14 protein-coding genes and 4 pseudogenes are annotated in these 18,891 nt (G+C 54.2%); 8 read left to right on the forward strand and 10 right to left on the reverse strand.

What is annotated here, in order from left to right; genetic code table 11:
* Positions 1-70 (forward strand): annotated as a pseudogene (locus tag ACTBDZ_RS06940) (surface-adhesin E family protein); the annotation flags it as partial.
* A 48-nt stretch (positions 71-118) separates the two neighbouring features.
* Positions 119-358 (forward strand): annotated as a pseudogene (locus ACTBDZ_RS06945) (EamA family transporter); the annotation flags it as partial.
* A 59-nt stretch (positions 359-417) separates the two neighbouring features.
* Here the strand turns inward: ACTBDZ_RS06945 and ACTBDZ_RS06950 are convergent.
* From ACTBDZ_RS06950 to ttrB, 5 genes and pseudogenes are all read right to left on the reverse strand, one after another.
* Entirely contained in the window at positions 418-1,038 is a 621-nt protein-coding gene (locus tag ACTBDZ_RS06950) for an MFS transporter (protein ID WP_438814774.1), read from the reverse strand.
* Between the two features lie 12 nt (positions 1,039-1,050).
* Positions 1,051-1,611 (reverse strand): MFS transporter, encoded by a 561-nt coding sequence (locus tag ACTBDZ_RS06955; protein ID WP_438814775.1) that lies wholly within the window; start codon positions 1,609-1,611, stop codon positions 1,051-1,053.
* A 229-nt stretch (positions 1,612-1,840) separates the two neighbouring features.
* Positions 1,841-4,912, reverse strand: a complete 3,072-nt coding sequence (gene ttrA, locus ACTBDZ_RS06960; protein ID WP_438814776.1) for a tetrathionate reductase subunit TtrA — start codon at positions 4,910-4,912, stop codon at positions 1,841-1,843.
* Positions 4,905-5,929: pseudogene (ttrC, locus tag ACTBDZ_RS06965) on the reverse strand (tetrathionate reductase subunit TtrC). Before ttrC ends, ttrA begins: the two are co-directional and overlap by 8 nt.
* A complete protein-coding gene (gene ttrB / locus ACTBDZ_RS06970) occupies positions 5,930-6,664 on the reverse strand; it encodes a tetrathionate reductase subunit TtrB (RefSeq protein ID WP_438814777.1) in 735 nt (244 codons plus the stop codon).
* 179 nt (positions 6,665-6,843) lie between these two features.
* On the opposite strand from ttrB, the pseudogene ttrS reads away from it, so the two are divergent.
* A pseudogene (gene ttrS, locus ACTBDZ_RS06975) lies at positions 6,844-8,598 on the forward strand (tetrathionate respiration histidine kinase TtrS).
* Positions 8,589-9,179, forward strand: a complete 591-nt coding sequence (gene ttrR / locus ACTBDZ_RS06980) for a tetrathionate respiration response regulator TtrR (RefSeq protein WP_438814778.1) — start codon at positions 8,589-8,591, stop codon at positions 9,177-9,179. The pseudogene ttrS and the gene ttrR overlap by 10 nt, the downstream one beginning before the upstream one ends.
* A gap of 127 nt (positions 9,180-9,306) precedes the next feature.
* Here the strand turns inward: ttrR and ACTBDZ_RS06985 are convergent, their stop codons facing one another.
* A complete protein-coding gene (locus ACTBDZ_RS06985; protein ID WP_438814779.1) occupies positions 9,307-10,455 on the reverse strand; it encodes an iron-containing alcohol dehydrogenase in 1,149 nt (382 codons plus the stop codon).
* 257 nt (positions 10,456-10,712) lie between these two features.
* Between ACTBDZ_RS06985 and ACTBDZ_RS06990 the strand changes: the two genes are divergently transcribed.
* Genes ACTBDZ_RS06990 through ACTBDZ_RS07000 form a run of 3 tightly spaced genes read left to right on the forward strand, consistent with a single transcriptional unit; the run spans position 10,713 to position 12,694 of the window.
* Positions 10,713-11,339 carry a GAF domain-containing protein gene (locus ACTBDZ_RS06990; protein WP_438814780.1) on the forward strand — a complete coding sequence of 209 codons (627 nt, stop codon included), beginning with the start codon at positions 10,713-10,715 and terminating at the stop codon, positions 11,337-11,339.
* A 24-nt stretch (positions 11,340-11,363) separates the two neighbouring features.
* Positions 11,364-12,398, forward strand: a complete 1,035-nt coding sequence (locus tag ACTBDZ_RS06995) for a diguanylate cyclase domain-containing protein (protein WP_438814781.1) — start codon at positions 11,364-11,366, stop codon at positions 12,396-12,398.
* A 2-nt stretch (positions 12,399-12,400) separates the two neighbouring features.
* Positions 12,401-12,694: an EAL domain-containing protein gene (locus ACTBDZ_RS07000; protein WP_438814782.1), complete on the forward strand. Its 294-nt coding sequence runs from the start codon at positions 12,401-12,403 to the stop codon at positions 12,692-12,694.
* Positions 12,695-12,847: 153 nt separating this feature from the next.
* On the opposite strand, the gene nhaC is transcribed toward ACTBDZ_RS07000, so the two are convergent.
* The 4 genes from nhaC to ACTBDZ_RS07020 all read right to left on the reverse strand — a co-directional run bounded on the left by nhaC (position 12,848) and on the right by ACTBDZ_RS07020 (position 17,681).
* Positions 12,848-14,296 (reverse strand): Na+/H+ antiporter NhaC, encoded by a 1,449-nt coding sequence (gene nhaC / locus ACTBDZ_RS07005; RefSeq protein ID WP_438814783.1) that lies wholly within the window; start codon positions 14,294-14,296, stop codon positions 12,848-12,850.
* Positions 14,297-14,451: 155 nt separating this feature from the next.
* The gene (locus ACTBDZ_RS07010) at positions 14,452-15,450 is read right to left on the reverse strand and encodes a LacI family DNA-binding transcriptional regulator (RefSeq protein ID WP_438814784.1); all 999 of its coding nucleotides are present in this window, start codon (positions 15,448-15,450) and stop codon (positions 14,452-14,454) included.
* A 79-nt stretch (positions 15,451-15,529) separates the two neighbouring features.
* Positions 15,530-16,228 carry a type 1 glutamine amidotransferase domain-containing protein gene (locus tag ACTBDZ_RS07015; protein ID WP_438814785.1) on the reverse strand — a complete coding sequence of 233 codons (699 nt, stop codon included), beginning with the start codon at positions 16,226-16,228 and terminating at the stop codon, positions 15,530-15,532.
* 31 nt (positions 16,229-16,259) lie between these two features.
* On the reverse strand, positions 16,260-17,681 hold the full coding sequence (locus tag ACTBDZ_RS07020; protein WP_438814786.1) for a coniferyl aldehyde dehydrogenase: 1,422 nt from the start codon (positions 17,679-17,681) through the stop codon (positions 16,260-16,262).
* A 115-nt stretch (positions 17,682-17,796) separates the two neighbouring features.
* Between ACTBDZ_RS07020 and ACTBDZ_RS07025 the strand changes: the two genes are divergently transcribed.
* Positions 17,797-18,687 (forward strand): LysR family transcriptional regulator, encoded by an 891-nt coding sequence (locus ACTBDZ_RS07025; RefSeq protein ID WP_438814787.1) that lies wholly within the window; start codon positions 17,797-17,799, stop codon positions 18,685-18,687.
* The last annotated feature ends 204 nt before the right edge of the window (positions 18,688-18,891 follow it).

Below are 18,891 nucleotides of genomic sequence, written 5' to 3' on the forward strand. Positions count from 1 at the left end.
CATGGCGATGGTCAAAGCGCTTAACCGGATCACGCTATTAGGAATGCCGAACAGTATTCGCATCACGTAACAATCGACCCGATGGGGCACAGTCGTTACAAGTTCTGATTTATTCAACAAAGCCTATCTGGTGCTGATTTCATCGGTCAGTTTTGCACTGTGGAGCCAACTGCTGAAATACAACAAAGTGGGTGTGCTTGCGCCGTTTAACTTCCTGATCCCGGTTGCTGGCGTGCTGCTTTCTGCGCTGTTTTTGGGCGAGAAAATGCTGGAATGGCGCTATGCCATCGCGCTGGTGCTGGTGTGTGCCGGTATCGGTATGGTCAATCGTCAGGCATGGCGGCCGTCATTGAGATAAATATTGCCTCGGTTTCCGTTGGTGCCAACAAGAAGCACCAACGGTGAGGCCAAAACGCATCACGCGGGATGCTTTAACGGGGCTTTTTTCTCACTGGCGGCAGAGGTGCAGAAAAACGCCAGGATCACCATGCACAATACCGGCAGCATGGCGATACGCAGCCCGGCGTGTTCGCCGATAAACCCCAGCGCTGGCGGCCCAACGAGAAAAGCGATGTAGCCGAGAATGGCTGCAAGGGTGACGCGCACCGCACGGTTTTCACCCGTAGCGCCAGCGGCAGAGATAGTGAGTGGAAAACCCAACGATTCGCCAATCCCCCACAAAATAACCGCGAGGGCCGCGAGCCACTGTGTGTGGGTTAAAATAATCAGCCCCAACCCCACGGCGGCTGAAACCGCGCTGAATTTGAGAATGGCAGTGCGGCCAAATTGGTTGACGATGTAACCGCCTGCAAAGCGCCCGACGGTCATGCCTGCGGCGAACCCGACAAAGAACAGAGAGCCTGATGTATGGCTGAAACCATGTGCATCGATCATCAACAACGGCAGCCAGTCATTGGCAGAGCCTTCCGCCAGCGCCATCGCTAAAATCACTACGCCCAGAAGCACCAGACGCGTGTCTTTCAGTTCATGAATCACCTGCGCTTTATAGCTGCGGTTTTCACTGTGTTGCTCTGCCACAAGGGCGCTTGCCTAGGGCATATGGGTAAATTGCAATGCAAGCGTCAGCGCAGTCAGGCCAATAATTATGCCAAAATGGAGGTTGATGCTGATGTTCAGTACGGTCATCCCCATGCCGATCAGCGCGCCAACCAGCGTGCCCAGGCTGAAAAAGCCGTGCAGCGTGGTCATGATGACCTGATTGATATGCTGTTCAAACGCGGCACCTTCAATATTTAAAGCAATATCAATCATGCCCAGCCCCATGCCAAACAGCGCCAGCACACAAAACGCGACAGGTTGATTTGCCAGTAAAAGCGCTACCGCCAGCAGCAGAAAACCGATAGCCAGCAGCATAAAACCCGCCAGCGTAACGCGACGAATGCCGTACTTATTGATCAGTTTTCCCGACCAGAGTATTCCCACCATGGAACCGCAGGAAAAGCCAAACAGGATTAACCCGAAAACTTCTGTAGACGCATGCAGCGTATCTCGTATCAACGGCGTTCGGGTGATCCAGGAACTCCAGGCAAAGCCGGGCAAAAACATCAGGGAAAATAACGCCATTTTCTGGCGCAGAACGGATGAAGACATAACAACCAACCTTACTCACATTATCGGGTTGCACAGTACGCACAGCAGTGAGTGTGATTATTGACCGGTAATGAATATTCACCACCAATAATCGTTTCTTGTGCGTCGTACATTTGTACGAAATAGTGTTGCATATCCCTCTGCGGTTGTCAGCTATCAGGTATTTTTATTTGTTATGCCATGAGGTGAAAACACGCGGGTGCGATGAATGACCCGCGTGTTTGCCGCGTTACAGGCGTGCGATTGTGGCGGGTAACCCTTGCCGCACCGATGCGCCAGAAACCCAATCAAGCCAGGTATTGGGGATCTGGCGCGTGGGATCGGTAAAACCTAAATCATTGAGATTGATCCCTGCGCCTACCTGCGGATTGACGGGCAGCGCAACACCGTCCAGATATTGCTGCGCCGCGCCCATTTCCTTATGCCCATAGCCGTGTTCAATGGCGATCACGCCGGGCATTACGCCGCTCAGTAGACTGATCTGGGCGATGACGCTGCCGCCTGGCGTAGTGATGCGCGCCAGATCGCCGTGTTGCAGGCCATAACGCTGTCCATCCGCTGGATTGAGCGCCACCAGATTGCTCGGCTTCACCTGATGTAGCCGTGGGATCACCGCAGACGCGCTTGCCATGGTATTGGATTTAAACGAGATCAGCTTTAATGGCCAGCGTGTGGCGGGGTAGAGCTGTTCAATGGCGCGACCATCGGATAAGCGTGCGGGATACCAGGTTGGGCAGCCGCTGAAGCGTTCACCGGTAATAGCATGGCGATGAGCGGCGACCTGCGCGTTCCAGATTTGCAACGGTGTGTCCAGGCGATTACCCACGCTGTCATCAACGCGTCCGCTGGCATCGGGGGCGAAGCGACCGCCGCGCGTGTAGATAAACGCCACGCGGTCAACTTCGTTGGCGCGAAGCGTTTGTCTAAGCAACGGCATGATGCGATCGACGCCGCACAGTTGAATATCTTGTTGCGTCGCGGCGGCTACCGGCGCTTTACCAGCAAAAGCAATATTGGCTGCAACGCGCAGGTAATAGTCTTCTGCACAATGCAGCGGGTAGCGATTGCCTTGCGTATCACTGAGGGCGTTTTCACCAAAACCGGGTAAATCGAGCCGTTTTGCTACGGCAATACAGAAGGCCTCCATGCCGATCGGTTGCCCATTGGCAGTGCGTGCGGTTGCTGGCGTGACGATGGGCCAACGTGCCGTGGAGGCTTTGCTGGCCACACCTGCCCAGGGAGCGCTGAATCCCCAGCTTTCAAAATTATGGGTGTCGGGCACCAGGTAGTCTGCCAGTGCGGTGGTTTCGTTCATGAAAGCATCAATGGCGATAAACAGCGGTAAGCGTGTCGGATCTTTCAAGCGGGCTTCCGCGACGCCGCGTAATCCTGGGATGCCGTACATCGGGTTGGTCATGTTGGAAATCCAGGCCTTGAGCGGGTAGGGATAACCCTCCAACGCGGAACTGAGCAGTTCCGTCAGTTGCCCGGCAACGAACGGATACCAAGGCGCTTTGGCAGGCCAGGGTGAAACACCTGCGGCGACCTTTTCCCGGTATTCATCCGAGGTTTCATAGGTGGTATTGCTGCGCGCAATATTGAGCCCTTTCGGCTTGACCTGACCGGGAAAGCTGACCAGGTTATAGCGCGGCCCGTCGCTGACGCCGTTGAACTGACCGCCGCCGAGGAATACCCCGCCAGACAGGCTCATGTTACCGATCAGCACATTGAGCATCATGGTCGCCCAGGCGTTATAGAAACCGTTGCCCGCCATCATGCCGCCGTGGGTGATAACTGCCGCTTTGCGTCCATAGCGGGTGAAGGTTTCCGCAAGCTGCTGGATCTGTGCAACTGGCACACCGCATTGCGTGCTGTACGCCGCCAATGTCATCTGCTCCGACGCCTCTTTCAGGCGCTGGAAGCTGCTTTTCACCGTCACTTGACGTCCATCGTGCAGGGTGACCTGCTGATGCACCAGCAGCGTCGCTGTATCGCAGCGATCCGCCGCAACCAGCGCACCGTTGGCATCAACCACGACGGGTATGGCCGGGGTTGTGCCGTCGTCGCGGAGGTGTGCGGTAGTGAGGTGCTGGCCTGCTTGTGGATGATCGTCATCAACGATGACCAGATGTGTAGCGTTGGTCCAGCTCTTTTCTCCTTGGCGCTGCATCGCCGCCACACTGGGAATGGCGAGGTAAGCGGATTGATAACGCTGGTTTTCAATGATCCAACGGATCATCCCCATGGCTAACGCTGCATCGCTGCCGGGATTGACCGGCAACCAGTGACCGTTATCGTCTGCCAACACGGTGGTTAATGGCAGTGCCGGGGCGACCACCACGTAACGAAACGCCGCGCGCAGCCTTGCACTGGCTAACTGCCTGGCCTGACGTTTAAACGGGTTACCAGATTGTGCCGGAGAAGTGCCCATGAAAAGCGCAAATTCGACGTTGTCCCAGTCTGGTTTCACATGCGGGTTTTTATCGAGATTGCCTAACAGGGCGCCTGAACCGGCGCGGTAGGAGAGGCCACAGTAAGCACCGTGTGCCCCGAAATTCTTGCTGCCAAAGCTGTTTTGCGCGAAACGGCGCAGAAAGGTATCGCACCCATCGTCAGCGGCGTTTGTCACCAGTAGCTGATTGGTTTTAGGTCCGTAGCTGGGATGATGCGGATCGATGGGGGTGTCGGGCGCATGGATGGTGCGTAGACCGTCAACCTGTCCTTCGCCAAACAGATCGCCACCTTCGACAATTTCATTGATCAACTGTTCAAAGCTGATCCGTTGCCATTTACCTTCGCAGCGCTTGCCAACACGCTTCATCGGTTCGAGGATACGCAGCGGGCTGTAAAGGCTCTCTACCTGCGTGGCACCACGGGCGCAGACGGTAGAACGCCCATCAAGGCCGCTTTCGCCGGATAAACGAGCCAGCGCCTGAGCCATCGGGATGGCAGCGTCGATGTGGCGTTCGTGCGAAAGCGGATGATAAGGGTTGCCTGCGATGCGCAGCACTCTCCCCGATGTCCGATCGACCCTGACGCGCACACCGCATTGCGTCCAGCAGCCGAAGAATTGTGTCATCGATACAGTTTGTTGTGGATTGGCTTGCCAACCGTTCAGGGCTAGCCCTTCCGGCTCCAACGCATTACCGACAATACGATCGCGGGTGATGGTGCCCGAAGTGCCCTTCATTAGACCATCAACGGCGCGCTTTGCGACATCGCGATAGCTTAACCCAAACGCGGACAGTCCACCGACCGTCAGGCCCACTTTCAGCCACTGGCGCCGTGTCAATTTAGCCATGTTGTTTTCTCCTTGTGAGCCAGCCGAGGGCTTCTCGAACCATAATCAGCAGTGCTACCCAGAGTCCAAAGGTGCCGATAAGGGCTTGCAGGCCATCGGTGGTGCTCGGTAGCGTATAAGGGGTGAGGTGCGCGTCATATTTAGGAACGGTTTGGACCTGAATCAGCAGTGTCCAACGAATCAGCCAGGCGAGGGCCATGGCACAGAAGACACCGCACAGCAGGATGCGCGTTGCCCGAGCCCGAAGGCTTACCGCGATGGCGAACACGGTTGTGAATAACCACAGCGCCCCCCATGCACTGGCATACAGGCGCGCGGAGGCACTGTTTGTCAGCCAAAGGCGAACCGCGTTGCCAGAGACGGTATCGCTAGTTGCCCAAAGCGTAACGGTGCCTGCTAAGACGAGGAGCGACAAAAGCTGTGCGCGCCCTAATCGGCGTCGCCACACGTTGTCTTGTCGTATGGCGAAAATCAGTAAAGCGAACAGCGTTTGCAGTGCGCTCAGAAACATGGTGATGGGAAAGGCATAGCTAAACCATATTGGTCGCGCTTTAAGAACAGAAGCTTCTCTGCCGGTGTAGATCAGCAATCCGATAGCGGCCAGTGCGCTGAAGAGCGCCAGCCAGCGCGTGGCAGCAAACGATTTCCCGTCTGCACGTTGTGCTGTACTGCGATAAACCATAGCCCGAGCAACAGGGTGAACAGCGGTAAAAACACAGCACCCCACGGCATCCATGACCAGGGTGTTGGATAGGCGTAGAAATGCCACACGCGCGCGGGTTGATGCAAATCGGCGGTCAGCGCCAATGGCGCAGTGATGGCACAGGTCAGGGTAATGATGAGCGTGATATGTTCCAGCCGTGCGCTATGGGCATCGCCACGCCAGCGTAGGCCACAGGCAAACAGCGCGCCGCAGGCGGCAATACCAATAAAGAAGAAATACTGCACGGCCCAGGGTAACCAGGTGATGGATTGAGACTGAGTGACCAACTCTTCGATCATAATCTGTTGTGTCATTTAAACCTCCTGATGCAGTGCTGGCTGCGCACGCCCCAGTAGTGGGGTGACGAAGGCCTCATCAAGGCCGAGGTAAAACACGTGAGGCGCAGTACCCTGTTCCGGCATCAACACCTTGATGTCACTGTGATGTTGTGCCAGCATGCGGCTGATTTTGCTGTTGGGATCGCGCAGATCGCCGATGATGCGAGTGCCGCCGACGCAAGACTCAACGCAGGCGGGAAGTAATCCCGCTTCAAGGAGATGAACGCAAAACGTACATTTATCTGCGGTCTGGGTCTCATGGTTAATAAAACGTGCGTCGTAAGGGCAGGCTTGTACGCAGTAGGCACAGCCAACGCAGCGTGTGTTATCCACTACCACGATGCCATCCTCGCGTTGAAAGGTGGCTTGCACCGGGCATACGGGCACGCAAGGCGGTTGATCGCAGTGGTTACATAATCGCGGCAATAGCACATTGGTGACCGATTGTGTCTCGGTTAACACCACCTGATACTGGCTAACATGGGTGCGCAAGGCGTCATGCGGGGCATGATTTTCAATGGCACAACTGACGGTGCAAGACTGGCAGCCAATGCAGCGGCGCAGGTCTATCAACATCGCATAGCGATGTTCACGGGAGCCCCCTTTGTGCAGAGGGGCCAATGTCATGCCAGCCTGCGCCAGTGGAATCAGCGATGCACCTGCGGTAATCATGCCTATACGTTGCAGAAATTGTCGTTTACTGCTGTCCATGGTGTTCTCCCATCACGTCGTAACGGCGTAACCTGCGTCACGCTGTCAGCCGGTGAGCGATGAATTAACAATGTCGATGATTTACAGTGTAAAAATGGTGAAGGGTGTGGCTCTATTGTGGTTAACCACATACCAGAAGCGTTGTTGATCTAAAACAACAATAACGACAGGGGTATTGCTTGGGAGGTGGGGTGAAACAGGTTGTGGTCGCGGTGTTGTGCCTGCTGCTGTGCCCAATGGTGCTGGCGGGGGAGTGGACGGTAGGGGTTTTAGCCATGCGCGGTGAGGCCAATATCCGGCAGCAGTGGCAAGCATTGGAACAGATGTTAAACCACGCGATCCCTGAAGAACGCTTTCACATTCAGCCGTTGGATTTGCGACAAATGGGAGAGGCTGTCAACCAGCGAAGCGTGCAATTTCTGGTGACCAATCCGGCGCAATTTGTTCAGCTTAACAGCCATTATCATCTGCGCTGGCTGGCGTCGTTACGCTCACGGCGCGGAGGCATGGAGGGCGGGAACCTGATTGGCAGCGCCATTCTGGTACGGCGTGACAGTGATATTATCAGCCCGCAAGCGCTGATAGGAAAAACCGTGGGTGCGATTGATACACAGGCGTTTGGTGGCTACTTATTGGGTTATAAAGTGCTTAATGACGCCGGGTTACGGCCGGAACACGATTTCCAACTGCGTTTTACCGGGTTCCCTGCGGATGCCTTGCTGTATCTGCTGCGTGAGCGCGCCATTCAGGCCGCGATTGTGCCGGTATGCTTGTTAGAAAACATGGATGAAGAGGGGCTGATCAACAAGGCGGAGTTTCGCCCGTTGCTGGCGCAAGCGCAGCCCTTTCCATGTGTGACCAGCACGGCGCTCTATCCCAACTGGTCGTTTGCCGCTTTGCCTGATGTGGATAATGTGCTGGTCGATCGCGTGGCGCGCGCATTGTTGAATGCGCCCGAGACGGCGGAATATCAATGGAGTGCGCCAGACTCCACCAATCAGGTTGAAGCGTTACTGCGTGACGTGAACCAACACCCGGAACAGCGGCGCTTGTGGTTGGATATTAAAAGCTGGTTGATTCAGCACCAGCTTGCGATGAGCATCCTGGCAATGGTACTGGCGGTACTGACCGTGAATTATGTCTGGGTGATGCTGCTAGTTCGACGGCGTGGCAAGCAGTTGGAAAGGGCCAGTGCGCAATTGCATCAGCAGGAACAGGCCTTGACGACGGCGCGACAAATGAGCGTGCTGGGCGAAATGGCATCCGGTTTTGCTCATGAATTAAACCAGCCGCTTGCGGCGATACGCCACTATGCGCAGGGGGGCTGATTCGTTTACGCAATGCGGATGCACACCATCCGCTGATCCCGGCTCTGGAACATATTGACGCTCAGGCACAACGCGGTGGCGACACCCTGAATAATTTACGCATGTGGGTGACCCAATCACAAGGCTCGGCAGCAGGGGATTGGCAATCGGTGGCGGTGACTACTGCGACACATCATGTCTGGCGCCTGTTGCGTATGGAACAACAATACCCGCAGGTTCGGCTCTGGTTGGATGTCGATAATGACCTGACGCTGAGGCTGCCGCCCGTGTTGCTGGATCAGGTCTTGGCGAATCTGATGCTGAATGCGGCTCAGGCAGGCGCACAGGATATCTGGCTCTGCGGATGGCGGGATGAGGCCACTGCGGTGCTTGAGCCTCAGGATAATGCGGGTGGCATGAGTGATAATGCACTCATGTCAGGCTTTTACGCCGTTTACCACCAGCAAAGCAACGGGCATGTGGTTAGGCCTGGCGATTTGCCAGCGTTTGATGCGGCAATGCGACAGCGAGATTACGTTGGAAAACCGTCTTAGTCCCGAAAATACGCTGGGGATATGCGTTACGCTACGCTTCATGATTTTTGACGGAGAGAATAAATGCCAATGATCCACCTGGTGGATGATGATGTTGCGGTGACCGAGGCATGCCAGTTTTTGTTAGAGAGCATGGACTATAGCGTGACCTGCTGGCACAGCGCGGAGCCCTTTCTCTCGCAGGCTGCACTGCACGACGTCGGCGTCGTGTTACTGGATATGCGCATGCCGGGAATGGATGGGCAGCAGGTCTACGCCGCCATGCGGCAACAGCGCAGCACGCTGGCCGTGATTTTTTTGTCCGGGCATGGCGATGTGCCGATGGCGGTCACACAAATCAAACAGGGGGCAGTGGATTTTTTGCAAAAGCCGGTCGCCGTTGCGCCGTTGACCACCGCGTTGGCCCAGGCATTTACCGTCTCTGCCGACCTGTTTGCATGCCACCAGATCCGATGCTGTTACGCTGAACTGACGCCCAAAGAACGGGAACTGGCCAGTTATGTGGTGCAAGGGCTGATCAACCGGGAAATCGCGGAAAAGATGCATATTGCGCTGCGCACCGTTGAAGTGCACCGCGCCCGCGTGATGGAGAAAATGCAGGCGGACAGCCTTGCCAGTCTGGTCAACAAATTCTATAAAACCGCGCTGGCATAGCCGTCAGATTAATCGTCTGCGCGGGGTTATCAGTAATTCCTTTGTTTTGAGATCCGAGGCAAGTCTGATCGCGCTTGCCAAGGTATAAACGCCGTTATCGTGTTTGGCCTGCGTTATTATGAACGCGTTATTCCCAAGCCAGTTGTAACATACCAAGTAATTGATCGTAGGTTAACGGCACCGGATTGGCCTTCATGGATGATGCACTGCTGGCCGCCAGCGCAGCGGATTGCAACGCGTCCTGCGAGACACCGAGCGTGCTGAGTGAGCCTAAACCAGCGTGGTGACGCCAGTCTCGGAGTGCCTCAAAGGCCTGCATCGGAGGAACACCGAGCGCACTGGCAAACCAACGGCGTATTTCATCAAAGCGTACCAGTAACGTTGGATCGGTGACATGGGCATTATTCAGCATCAAGCCAAAGGGGAGCAGACTACCGCATAGTGCACCGTGTGGGGCATCGCATAATCCACCCAATGGACCCGCCAAGCCATGAATCACGCCAAGCCCGGCATTCGCCAGCGCCAGACCGCCACACAGGCTTACCCACGCCATGGTATCCCGGCTCTGCGGACATTCTTGTTTCATCAACTGCATTAACGCGCTGATGCCCTGCGGGATTGCGGCTCGACACAGGGCGTCCGTGTAAGGCGTCGCGCGATTGCATATATAAGGTTCAATCACTTGCGTCAAGGCATCCAGCCCAGAGGCGAGCGTCACACTGCGAGGCGTATTGTCTGTCAGGGCTGGATCAATGATGGCGAGGTCTGGCAGCATGCGGTTATCGCGCAGGCTGACTTTTCGACGGTGCGCAGGAACGTTGATAACGGCATTTTTGGTTACCTCGGCACCTGTCCCGGCGGTAGTGGGCAGTGCAACGAAGGTTAAGGGGGCTGACTCCAGGATTCGGCCATTACCGACCACCTCCAGATAGTCAATCAACGGCCCGTGTGCTTTCACCAGTGCAGCGATTGCTTTACCTGCATCGATAACCGCGCCGCCGCCAAGGCTGACAACGGCATCTACCCCATACTGTCGCGCGAGTTCAACCCCTTGTTCAATGTTGGCAAGCGTGGGTTCGTGAGCGATCGTGAAGGTACTGACGCGCACCTGTGCCGCACGGAGTTTGTCGACAAGAAAAGCGGCGCGTTGCGGGTTGGCTCCCTGAATCAGCAGGACGTGTCGCGCGCGCGCGGCCAGCCAGGTGGCGGCACCCGCAGCTTCTCCGCGTCCAAAACGAATTTCACCGGGGCTTACCACAGAAAATGACAGGGGCATTGAAAACTCCTTTATCGCGTCAACCTGCACACACCTGTGCGGCTCATTAAAATAAGTAATGTATCCATTTTCAAGCGGTTCACAAGCCAAAGTGCTTAATTGTGCTCAACATGGCAGAAAATTTTCACAGTCTTGATGCCTGCTGGCGTGTGATGAAAAAGTGTAGGGGTGGCGGAATTATGCAATTTTGGCCTACGCTTATCTCTGTGACGTTTTTTTGTAAGATTTTCTGTATGGTTTGGTATTAAGGAGACTCTATGAAGTGTCCGAGCATTCCTGATGATGATCCACAAAGACTGAAAGCGCTCTGCGAATATGCGCTTGATCCTGGAGCTACCTTATCCAGTTTGTCGCCAGTCGTGCGCATCGCGTCCCGTATGTTCGATATGCCCATTGCGGCAGTCAATATGATCGGCAGCGATCGTGTGTTCTTTGCCGCGAGCCATGGGTTGGGTGAGGGGTCTGTTGACATGACCCGAGATGCCTCTTTCTGTGCGCATGCCATTCTGACCGAAAACGGTATGATTGTGCGTGACGCCGAACGGGATGAGCGTTTTCATGATAATCCCTTGGTGACCGGGCCGAGCCATATCCGTTTTTATGCGGGTGTGCCGTTACGCTCCCCCGAAGGGTATGCTCTGGGTGCGTTGTGTATTCTGGATAACAGTCCCCACCAAAACTTTACCGCTGAGGATCACGCTCGCCTGACCGAGTTGGCCAGAATGGCGTCCGATCGTCTTGAACTGCGATGCATTGAAGTAGCCAGCGAACATTGCGCCGAAATGGACACTACGGTATTGACGGGGGACGCACCGGTTATCCACTTTGATCGGGCCTTGCGCATTACCGGTTGGAACGAGGCGACATCACAACTATGGGGCTAAGCAGAGGATGATAGCGCCGAACTGGTGATCAGTGACCTTTTTGGTATTGATGAAAATACAGAATTCTGGAACGCCATCCGCCGTGTAATTGCAGACGGTAAATGCAGTGAAACACCGCCTTTTGAGGTCAGTGGACGGCATAAAAACGGCAGCAAGTTGTTCCTTGTGTTATCGCTGTTTTGTGAATGTTGTGGTGGCAATTTGCAGTTTACCGCCGCATTACGAGGCATGACGCGTTATCGACAGGATAAAAAGGCCATTGCCATCAGTGCCGATTGCGATCCGCTAACCGGGCTGAGAAATCGACGCCGCTTTTATCGTTGCGTCGAAGACGCCGTATTGCGAGACCCCAATGCTGCCATCATGATGATTGATATTGACGGTTTCTCGGATGTCAATGCCGCTTTTGGGCATGCTGCCGGTGACGAAATTTTATGTGAAATCACCCATCGTCTGCTGACATCAACCAAGGAAACGCAGATTGTTGCGCGCATTGGCGGTGATGAGTTTGCAGTGCTGCTGCCGGATATTTACGAACAGGCTGAAGCTGGGTTTTACGCCCAGCAAATCATGGCGCATATCGCTCAGCCGATTCTGGTACAGGGCAGTCCGATAAGTGTAACGGTCAGTGGGGGCATTTCACTGGCACCGAAACACGGCTATGAAGCGCTGGAACTGATTGCCAATGCCGATCTGGCCTTATCAAGGGCGAAGCGGACAGGGCGTAATCAACTCTATATCTTTACGCCTGAGTTGCGCCAGGAGGCAACGGCGCGCCGCCATCACGCCATGGAGTTATTACGCGCGACGGACAACAGCGAGTTTGTGTTGTTTTATCAACCGCAAATAAAACTGAGTGATGGCTCATTGTCCGGCGCGGAGGCGTTAATCCGCTGGGTACACCCCACGCGTGGGCTATTACCCCCTTCGGAATTTTTAACCACATTAGCACGCGGACCAATGGCGGTTAGCGTGGGGTCTTGGATCCTCGATGAAGCCTGTGCGCAGGCGGCCTATCTATTGCCTTCGATGATTTTGGTACGGGCTATGCGTCGTTGAGTATGCTAAATCAGTACCCGGTAACGCGCATAAAAATTGATCGCTCATTTATTCAAAATTTGCTCACTTCACGACGCGATGCTTCTGTTGCTTATGCCATTCTTGATATTGCCCGTAATTTCGAGATTGAAGCGATTGCGGAGGGAATCGAAACCGCAGAGAAGTGGCATGACTTACGCCAGCACGGCTGTCAGGAAGGACAAGGCTATTGGTTTGGTAAGCCGTTGGAGGCGCAAGCATTTGCCTCGAAATTCGGGCTTGTTCCGCAGACGTTTAGGCAGAAGATTAATCCATAATCAGGCTTTTAGGGTAAAAGGTGGTGTGAGTATTTACGATGATCCACATACTGTTTTGAATAAGATAAATTGCCTGCCTTAACACACTACCTTCATTTTGTGCCCAGCCAGTGTGACCCAATGGCTGGGTGTTATTATTTTGGACCGTCCGTATTACAGCGGGTTTAGGCCTTGCGGTGCTGTTCTGGCGACGGCGGGTAATCTGGCGATACCAAACCCGGTGAAGCCGTATATTAGCGCGAAGAAGATCGCCGCATAGCATTGGATTGCCCATGGGACAAGATCCAATGTGCTAACCCCCAGAGTGCTGGCCATATACACCCCAGCCGAGGTCCAGGGCAGTAATGGCTCAGTCACTGTACCCGCGTCCTCCACCGTTCGCGACAGGTTCTTGGTGTCCAGTCCCATACGCAGATAAGATTCTCTAAACAATTCAGCGGGAATAAGCAGCGCCAACTTCCCGTCACTGGTTGCTCCCGTGACCAATAGGGTGGTTGCCACGGTAGCTGCAATCAACTGACCCACACTGCGAATCGCCTTTAGCAATCGGTTAATGATTACGGTCAGAGCCCCAGTCAACGTTAAGGCCCCTGCAAAGGAAAATGCGCAAAGCACCAAGAGGATGGTGCTCATAATGGAGAACATCCCTCCACGATCGAGCAAACGGGGAATGTCGCTGATCAAGCCGGTTACCTCTGTACCCTGTACGGCAAACATTGATGTGGTGAAACCGTGAATCAATGAAATACACCCTTGTTGCAGGGTAAATCCCTGTAGGCCTACGCCGATCCCTATTGCCAAGACGGACGCTGCCAACATAACGGGTATCACAGGGCGTTTGGTGATGGCACCCCACAATACCAGGATGGGCGGGACGAGCAGGATCACGTTAAAGTGATACAGACTCGCTATCGACGTTACGATTTGATCCACCTTATCCAGATTGGCAGCATGGCTGGGGAGATGGGTATAGCCAAAAAACAGATAGACCCCGGCGGCTAAGGCAAAGCTCGGCAGGGTGGTATACATAAGATGGCGGATGTGGCTGTAAAGATCGGTTTCAGCGACGATGGCGGCGAAATTGGTGGAATCAGACAGCGGTGACAGCTTATCGCCAAAATAGGCCCCTGAAACTACCGCACCCGCCGTGGCGGGTAAAGAGACATCAAGGCCAGCGGCGACGCCCATCAACGCCACCCCCACGGTGCCCGCGGTGCCCCACGAGGTGCCTGTGCAAACCGACGTTGCGCAGGTGATAAGAAAAGCCGTGATAACGATATATTGAGGGCTGATCAGTTTCAGGCCCCAATACACCATGTAAGGGATCGTGCCACTTAACATCCAGGCTCCGATCATGCCACCGACGCAGATCAATATCAGTATCACGGGCATCGCTTTGGCCAGTTTCGCGACAATCGCGTCTATGATGTCTACCCAGTGGTAGCCTTGCCAATAGGCAACGGCTGTAGCGACGGCAGCCGAAACCAACAATAGCGACTCGATGGGTAATTTATACTGACCATAACCAATAACCAACAACATGAGCATGGCAACGATGGGAAGCAGTGCCAACCCCAGATTAAGCTCCTTTTTGGCTTTCATTTCTCACTCCTTTAAGCATTGAAGAGGCCAGCGTAGTAAGAGTGAGGCAGCATAAATGTGATCCCGGACCGCTGTGGGTGTAACGGGTTTCATGGGTTTAATCACTGCGACGCAATTCGCATTTTTCTGGCCTGCTCCGGGCTGACAAAGCGGAATTAAACCTGCTTGACCGATGCCCGAGGGATAAGCTCAGCACAATAGCCATTGTTTTGTGGTAGCCCGACGATACCGGCATTAAGTTGTAACGCCAGCGTCGCGGCACGGCGTGCCATTTTCTCAATGGGATTATGCATGGTCGTCAAGGTCGGGTGCAGATATTTGGCCCAGGCAATGTCATCGAAACCCACCAAGGAGATGTCGTCGGGTACGCGAACCTGATGGTAGTGAAAGGTTCGCATGATTCCAGCGGCCATGACATCATTAAAGGTGACCAACGCAGTGAAGTTAAGCCCGGCCTGTAACAGTTTCTCTGCTGCTAGCTCACCCCCGTGTTCATTAAATGGAACGCTGATGATCCAGTCATCCGCTACCGGAATCTCAGCGATGTCCATGGCTTTGCGGTAGCCTTCGACGCGGTGAGTTCTATCATCGATGGGAATATCTGCCGTGATGCAGGCTATTTTCCGATGGCCATGTTGAATGAGCTGATTGGTTGCGGCCTGAGCGGCACTGACATTATCCAGCCACACACAGCGATTGGCGATGATCGGTAAATAGCGATTAATAACCACCAATGCAGGCGTATGGGCCGCATAGCGCAAGATATCCTCTTCATTCATACGGGGCAGATGAGCGACAATGGCTTCACACCCCTGATTAATCAGTAAATCAAGCCCGGCTTTTTCCTGCTCGGCGCGATGCCCGCCGCTACAAACGACCAACTGTACTCTGGCTTTACGCGTGGTATCTTCAATGCCCCGCGCCATACGCGAGAAGAAGGGATCATCCAGGTTGCCGGTAAGCAGCCCGAGTGTCTTGCCACTCCTTTTCGCCATGGCGTATGCGGTAACATTACGCTGATAGTTGAACTCACGCATCGCCGTTTCAACCCGTTCGCGAGTAACCGGCTTAACGTAAACGTTGTTGTTGATCACTCGGCATACCGTTGCCGCAGAAACACCCGCATGGCGGGCTACATCCTTCATTGTCGCCATGATAACTCCCAGTGATTGCATTGAGAACTACTTTGTTATCATGTTAATTGTGCTAGCCCAACATCACACCCTGTAATTTTTAATGGCTCATTGAGCTTTCGTTATTCAATTTTTTCAGCAGGGAGACTGCAACGGCTTCTGAACTGGCCGGATTCTGCCCTGTGATCAGATTGCCATCTTCCACGACGAACGGCATCCAGTCGGCACCTTTTTGGTAATGTGCGCCAGCAGCAATAAAGGTATCTTCGATTAAAAACGGGACGACATGGGTTAACTCAACGGCCTCTTCTTCGCTATTGGTGAAGCCGGTAACGTTACGTCCTTTGATGAGTAGATCGCCCGTCGCGGAGGTAACCTTACGCAGCACGCCCGGTGCATGGCAGACAAAGGCCACTGGTTTCCCGGTGCGATCGAACGATTCAATCAGTGCAATCGATGTTGCTGACTCCGCAAGATCCCATAGTGGGCCGTGGCCGCCAGGATAGAACACGGTGTCAAAATCCTCCTGAGACACGGTTTCCAGTTTGACCGTTTGAGAAAGCGCGTCCTGTGCGTCTTTATCAGCTTTAAAACGTGCCGTCAGCGCTGTCTGAAATTCAGGAAGATCGCTTTTGGGATCCAGCGGCGGCTGGCCACCGGCCGGGGAGGCGAGAACCACCTCAGCCCCCGCATCCTTAAAGACATAGTAGGGCGCGGCAAACTCCTCCAGCCAAAACCCTGTTTTCTTTCCTGTGTTGCCCAGTTCGGCATGGGATGTCAGAACCATTAAAATTTTCATTGTTAACCTCGATAGTGCTGGTGCAGGTGAATTAGTTGTTCAGGAACGCTTCGGCAACAGCCGCTTTATCCTGATAAGGCGCGCGAAGACGAAGATTGGTCATGTCAGCGCTGTCCTGAACAACAACCGGTTTTGCATGACTGAAACGCCTGAAACCATGGATACCGTGATATGCACCGGTTCCTGAAGCCCCGATGCCGCCAAAGGGTAGGCTGTCGATTGCAGCGTGAGTCATGACATCGTTGATGACCAAGGCACCAGACGTTGTCCTTGTGGCTATTTGGCGTTGACGCTTCGCGTCATGGCCAAAGTAGTAGGCAGCAAGTGGACGCGGGCCAGCGTTAATGTAACGAATGGCGTCATCGATCTCGGCCGCGTAGGTTTTTAACGGCAGGAGTGGCCCGAAGATCTCTTCCTGCATCACGAGCATCTCTTCTGTGACGCCCAGAATAAGATGTGGCGCGATCTTTCTGCTGTGCGGATCGACATCAGGTTCGTTATCGGGCGCGAGACTGATGATGTTAGCCTCCTTGCGGGTAGCATCGTCCAGCAGCATGAGCAATCGTTGATAGTGTCTGTCGTTAATAATAGCGGTGTAATCCGTATTGCGCTGAAGCGTTGGGTAGCTCTCGCGCATAAAACGTTTTGCCGCGACGACAAAGCCCGCTTCGGATGATTCCGGCAGCAGGACATAATCCGGGGAGATGCAGATTTGTCCGGCATTAAATGTCTTTATTGTCAGTATCCGTCCGGCGGCGATGCTGATGTCTGCATCGGTATCCAACACTACCGGGGATTTTCCTCCCAGTTCAAGCGTAACGGGAACCAGATTTTCGGCAGCCGCGCGCATGACGTGACGGCCAACCGCCGTGCTGCCGGTAAAGACCAGATGATCGAACGGTAACTGACTAAACGCCTGACCTACATCCGCATCACCCAACACCACCACGAGCTCATTCGAATCAAAGTAATGAGGGACCAGCTCTGCGAGCAATTCAGAGGTAAAAGGCGTCAGCTCGGAGGGTTTCAGCATCGCGGTGTTGCCCGCTGCAAATATACCCGCCAGCGGACCGAAGGCGAGGTTTATCGGGAAATTCCACGGGCTGATAATGCCCACCACGCCCAGCGGCTGTGGTTCGATCCAGGCCTGCATCCCCGGAACCGGTACCTCAGCCACCTCCGGTTGCATCCATTGCTCCAGCTTTTCGGCGGAATGCGTCAACATATTGATGGTGGTTATCAGATCGGCGGCCTGCGTCTGATAGCCGCTGCGATGACCAAAATCGCGTCCTATCGCATCGGTCAGGGCCACATGGTTGTCACGAATCAAGGCGGCGCTGCGAATAAGACGATCGTGGTGTAATGCAGCCGTAGCGGGCTCATTCTGTCGATGGTACTTCTTCATTGCGTCAAGGATGTGTGATAACGCCAGATAATGATGTTGTTCGCTCATGTGACTTTCCTGTTGGTACGGCGGTTTCGTGGGGTGAAAACAGCATAAAGTGTCTGGATGTTTACGGATAACAACGCTATTTTGTCAGGGGTATAAATTAATTTATGGGTAAGCTATGTCATTGTTGCGCCTACGCACTTTCATAGAGGTGTACCGGCAACGCTCGATTTCAGGGGCGGCACGGGTGTTGAACCTGACTCAGCCTGCGGTCTCTCAGCACATCAGCGGCCTTGAGGTAGCCATCGGAAGGCCCCTGTTTGAGCGCCAACCGCAGGGGGTTAAACCGACCGTGGTCGCTGACGATCTGGCGGCGGATATCGGCAACAAACTGGATGACGCTGAATCCGCGCTCGCCTCAGCAAGGGCAAGATCCATGGATGTAACGGGAACGCTACAGATCATTGGTCATTCTGACTTTATGGCAGAAAAATTGGCGGGGGAACTGTTGCCACTACTGGAAAATGGTATTCGCGTGCATTTGCATGCCGGAGATGGCCCGATGGTTTCCCAGATGGTGATAGAAGGGCACTGCGATTTGGGTATCACGGCGCATCCGGTCACCGATACACGATTAAAGGGGGATGTCATTTTTACCGATCGCGTGATCGCGATTGCATCGCCAGCCCTTGCCGAGCGCCTGAATAGCAGTGAGCATTTTGGCCGGGATTTACTGAATGAGCCGCTGTTGGCTTACAATCTTGAGCTTTCACTGATCGAACACTGGTTTGGAAAAAACCGGATAAAATTCAGCTCGTTGCTTCCTGCAATGGTCGGTCAGGATTTACGCGGTCAGAGAAGCCTGTTGTGTAAAGGATTTGGCTGGACGGTCATGCCGGAATTTTTGTGCCGTGCGCACCTTGATGAAGGTAAGCTGGCTCGTCTTAAAGCACCGGTGGGAGACACGGAAATTCGTTACAACCTGGTGTGGCTGCCGAGTGCGTTACGTCAGCCGCGTCTGGCACACACCCGACAGATTCTGCTGCACAGACTGGGCAACCCGGCTTAAAAGGAGAGCCAGCGAGGTAAAGCGCTGCGCACATTATTGAAGGGCGATGAGCGAGAAAAACTCAGCATCGCCCTTGGTTTATGTGTACTAGCTCAGACCTGATCTGACAGTTACCGGTTATTTATACAGGTGTCTGTCAGATTAAATCTGGTTCAGATTTTTTTCTGCCCAGACCCGTTTACCATCAAGTAATGTTGCCATTGG

Origin of the sequence: Symbiopectobacterium sp. (genome assembly GCF_051710365.1) — a bacterium.
Taxonomy (GTDB): domain Bacteria; phylum Pseudomonadota; class Gammaproteobacteria; order Enterobacterales; family Enterobacteriaceae; genus Symbiopectobacterium.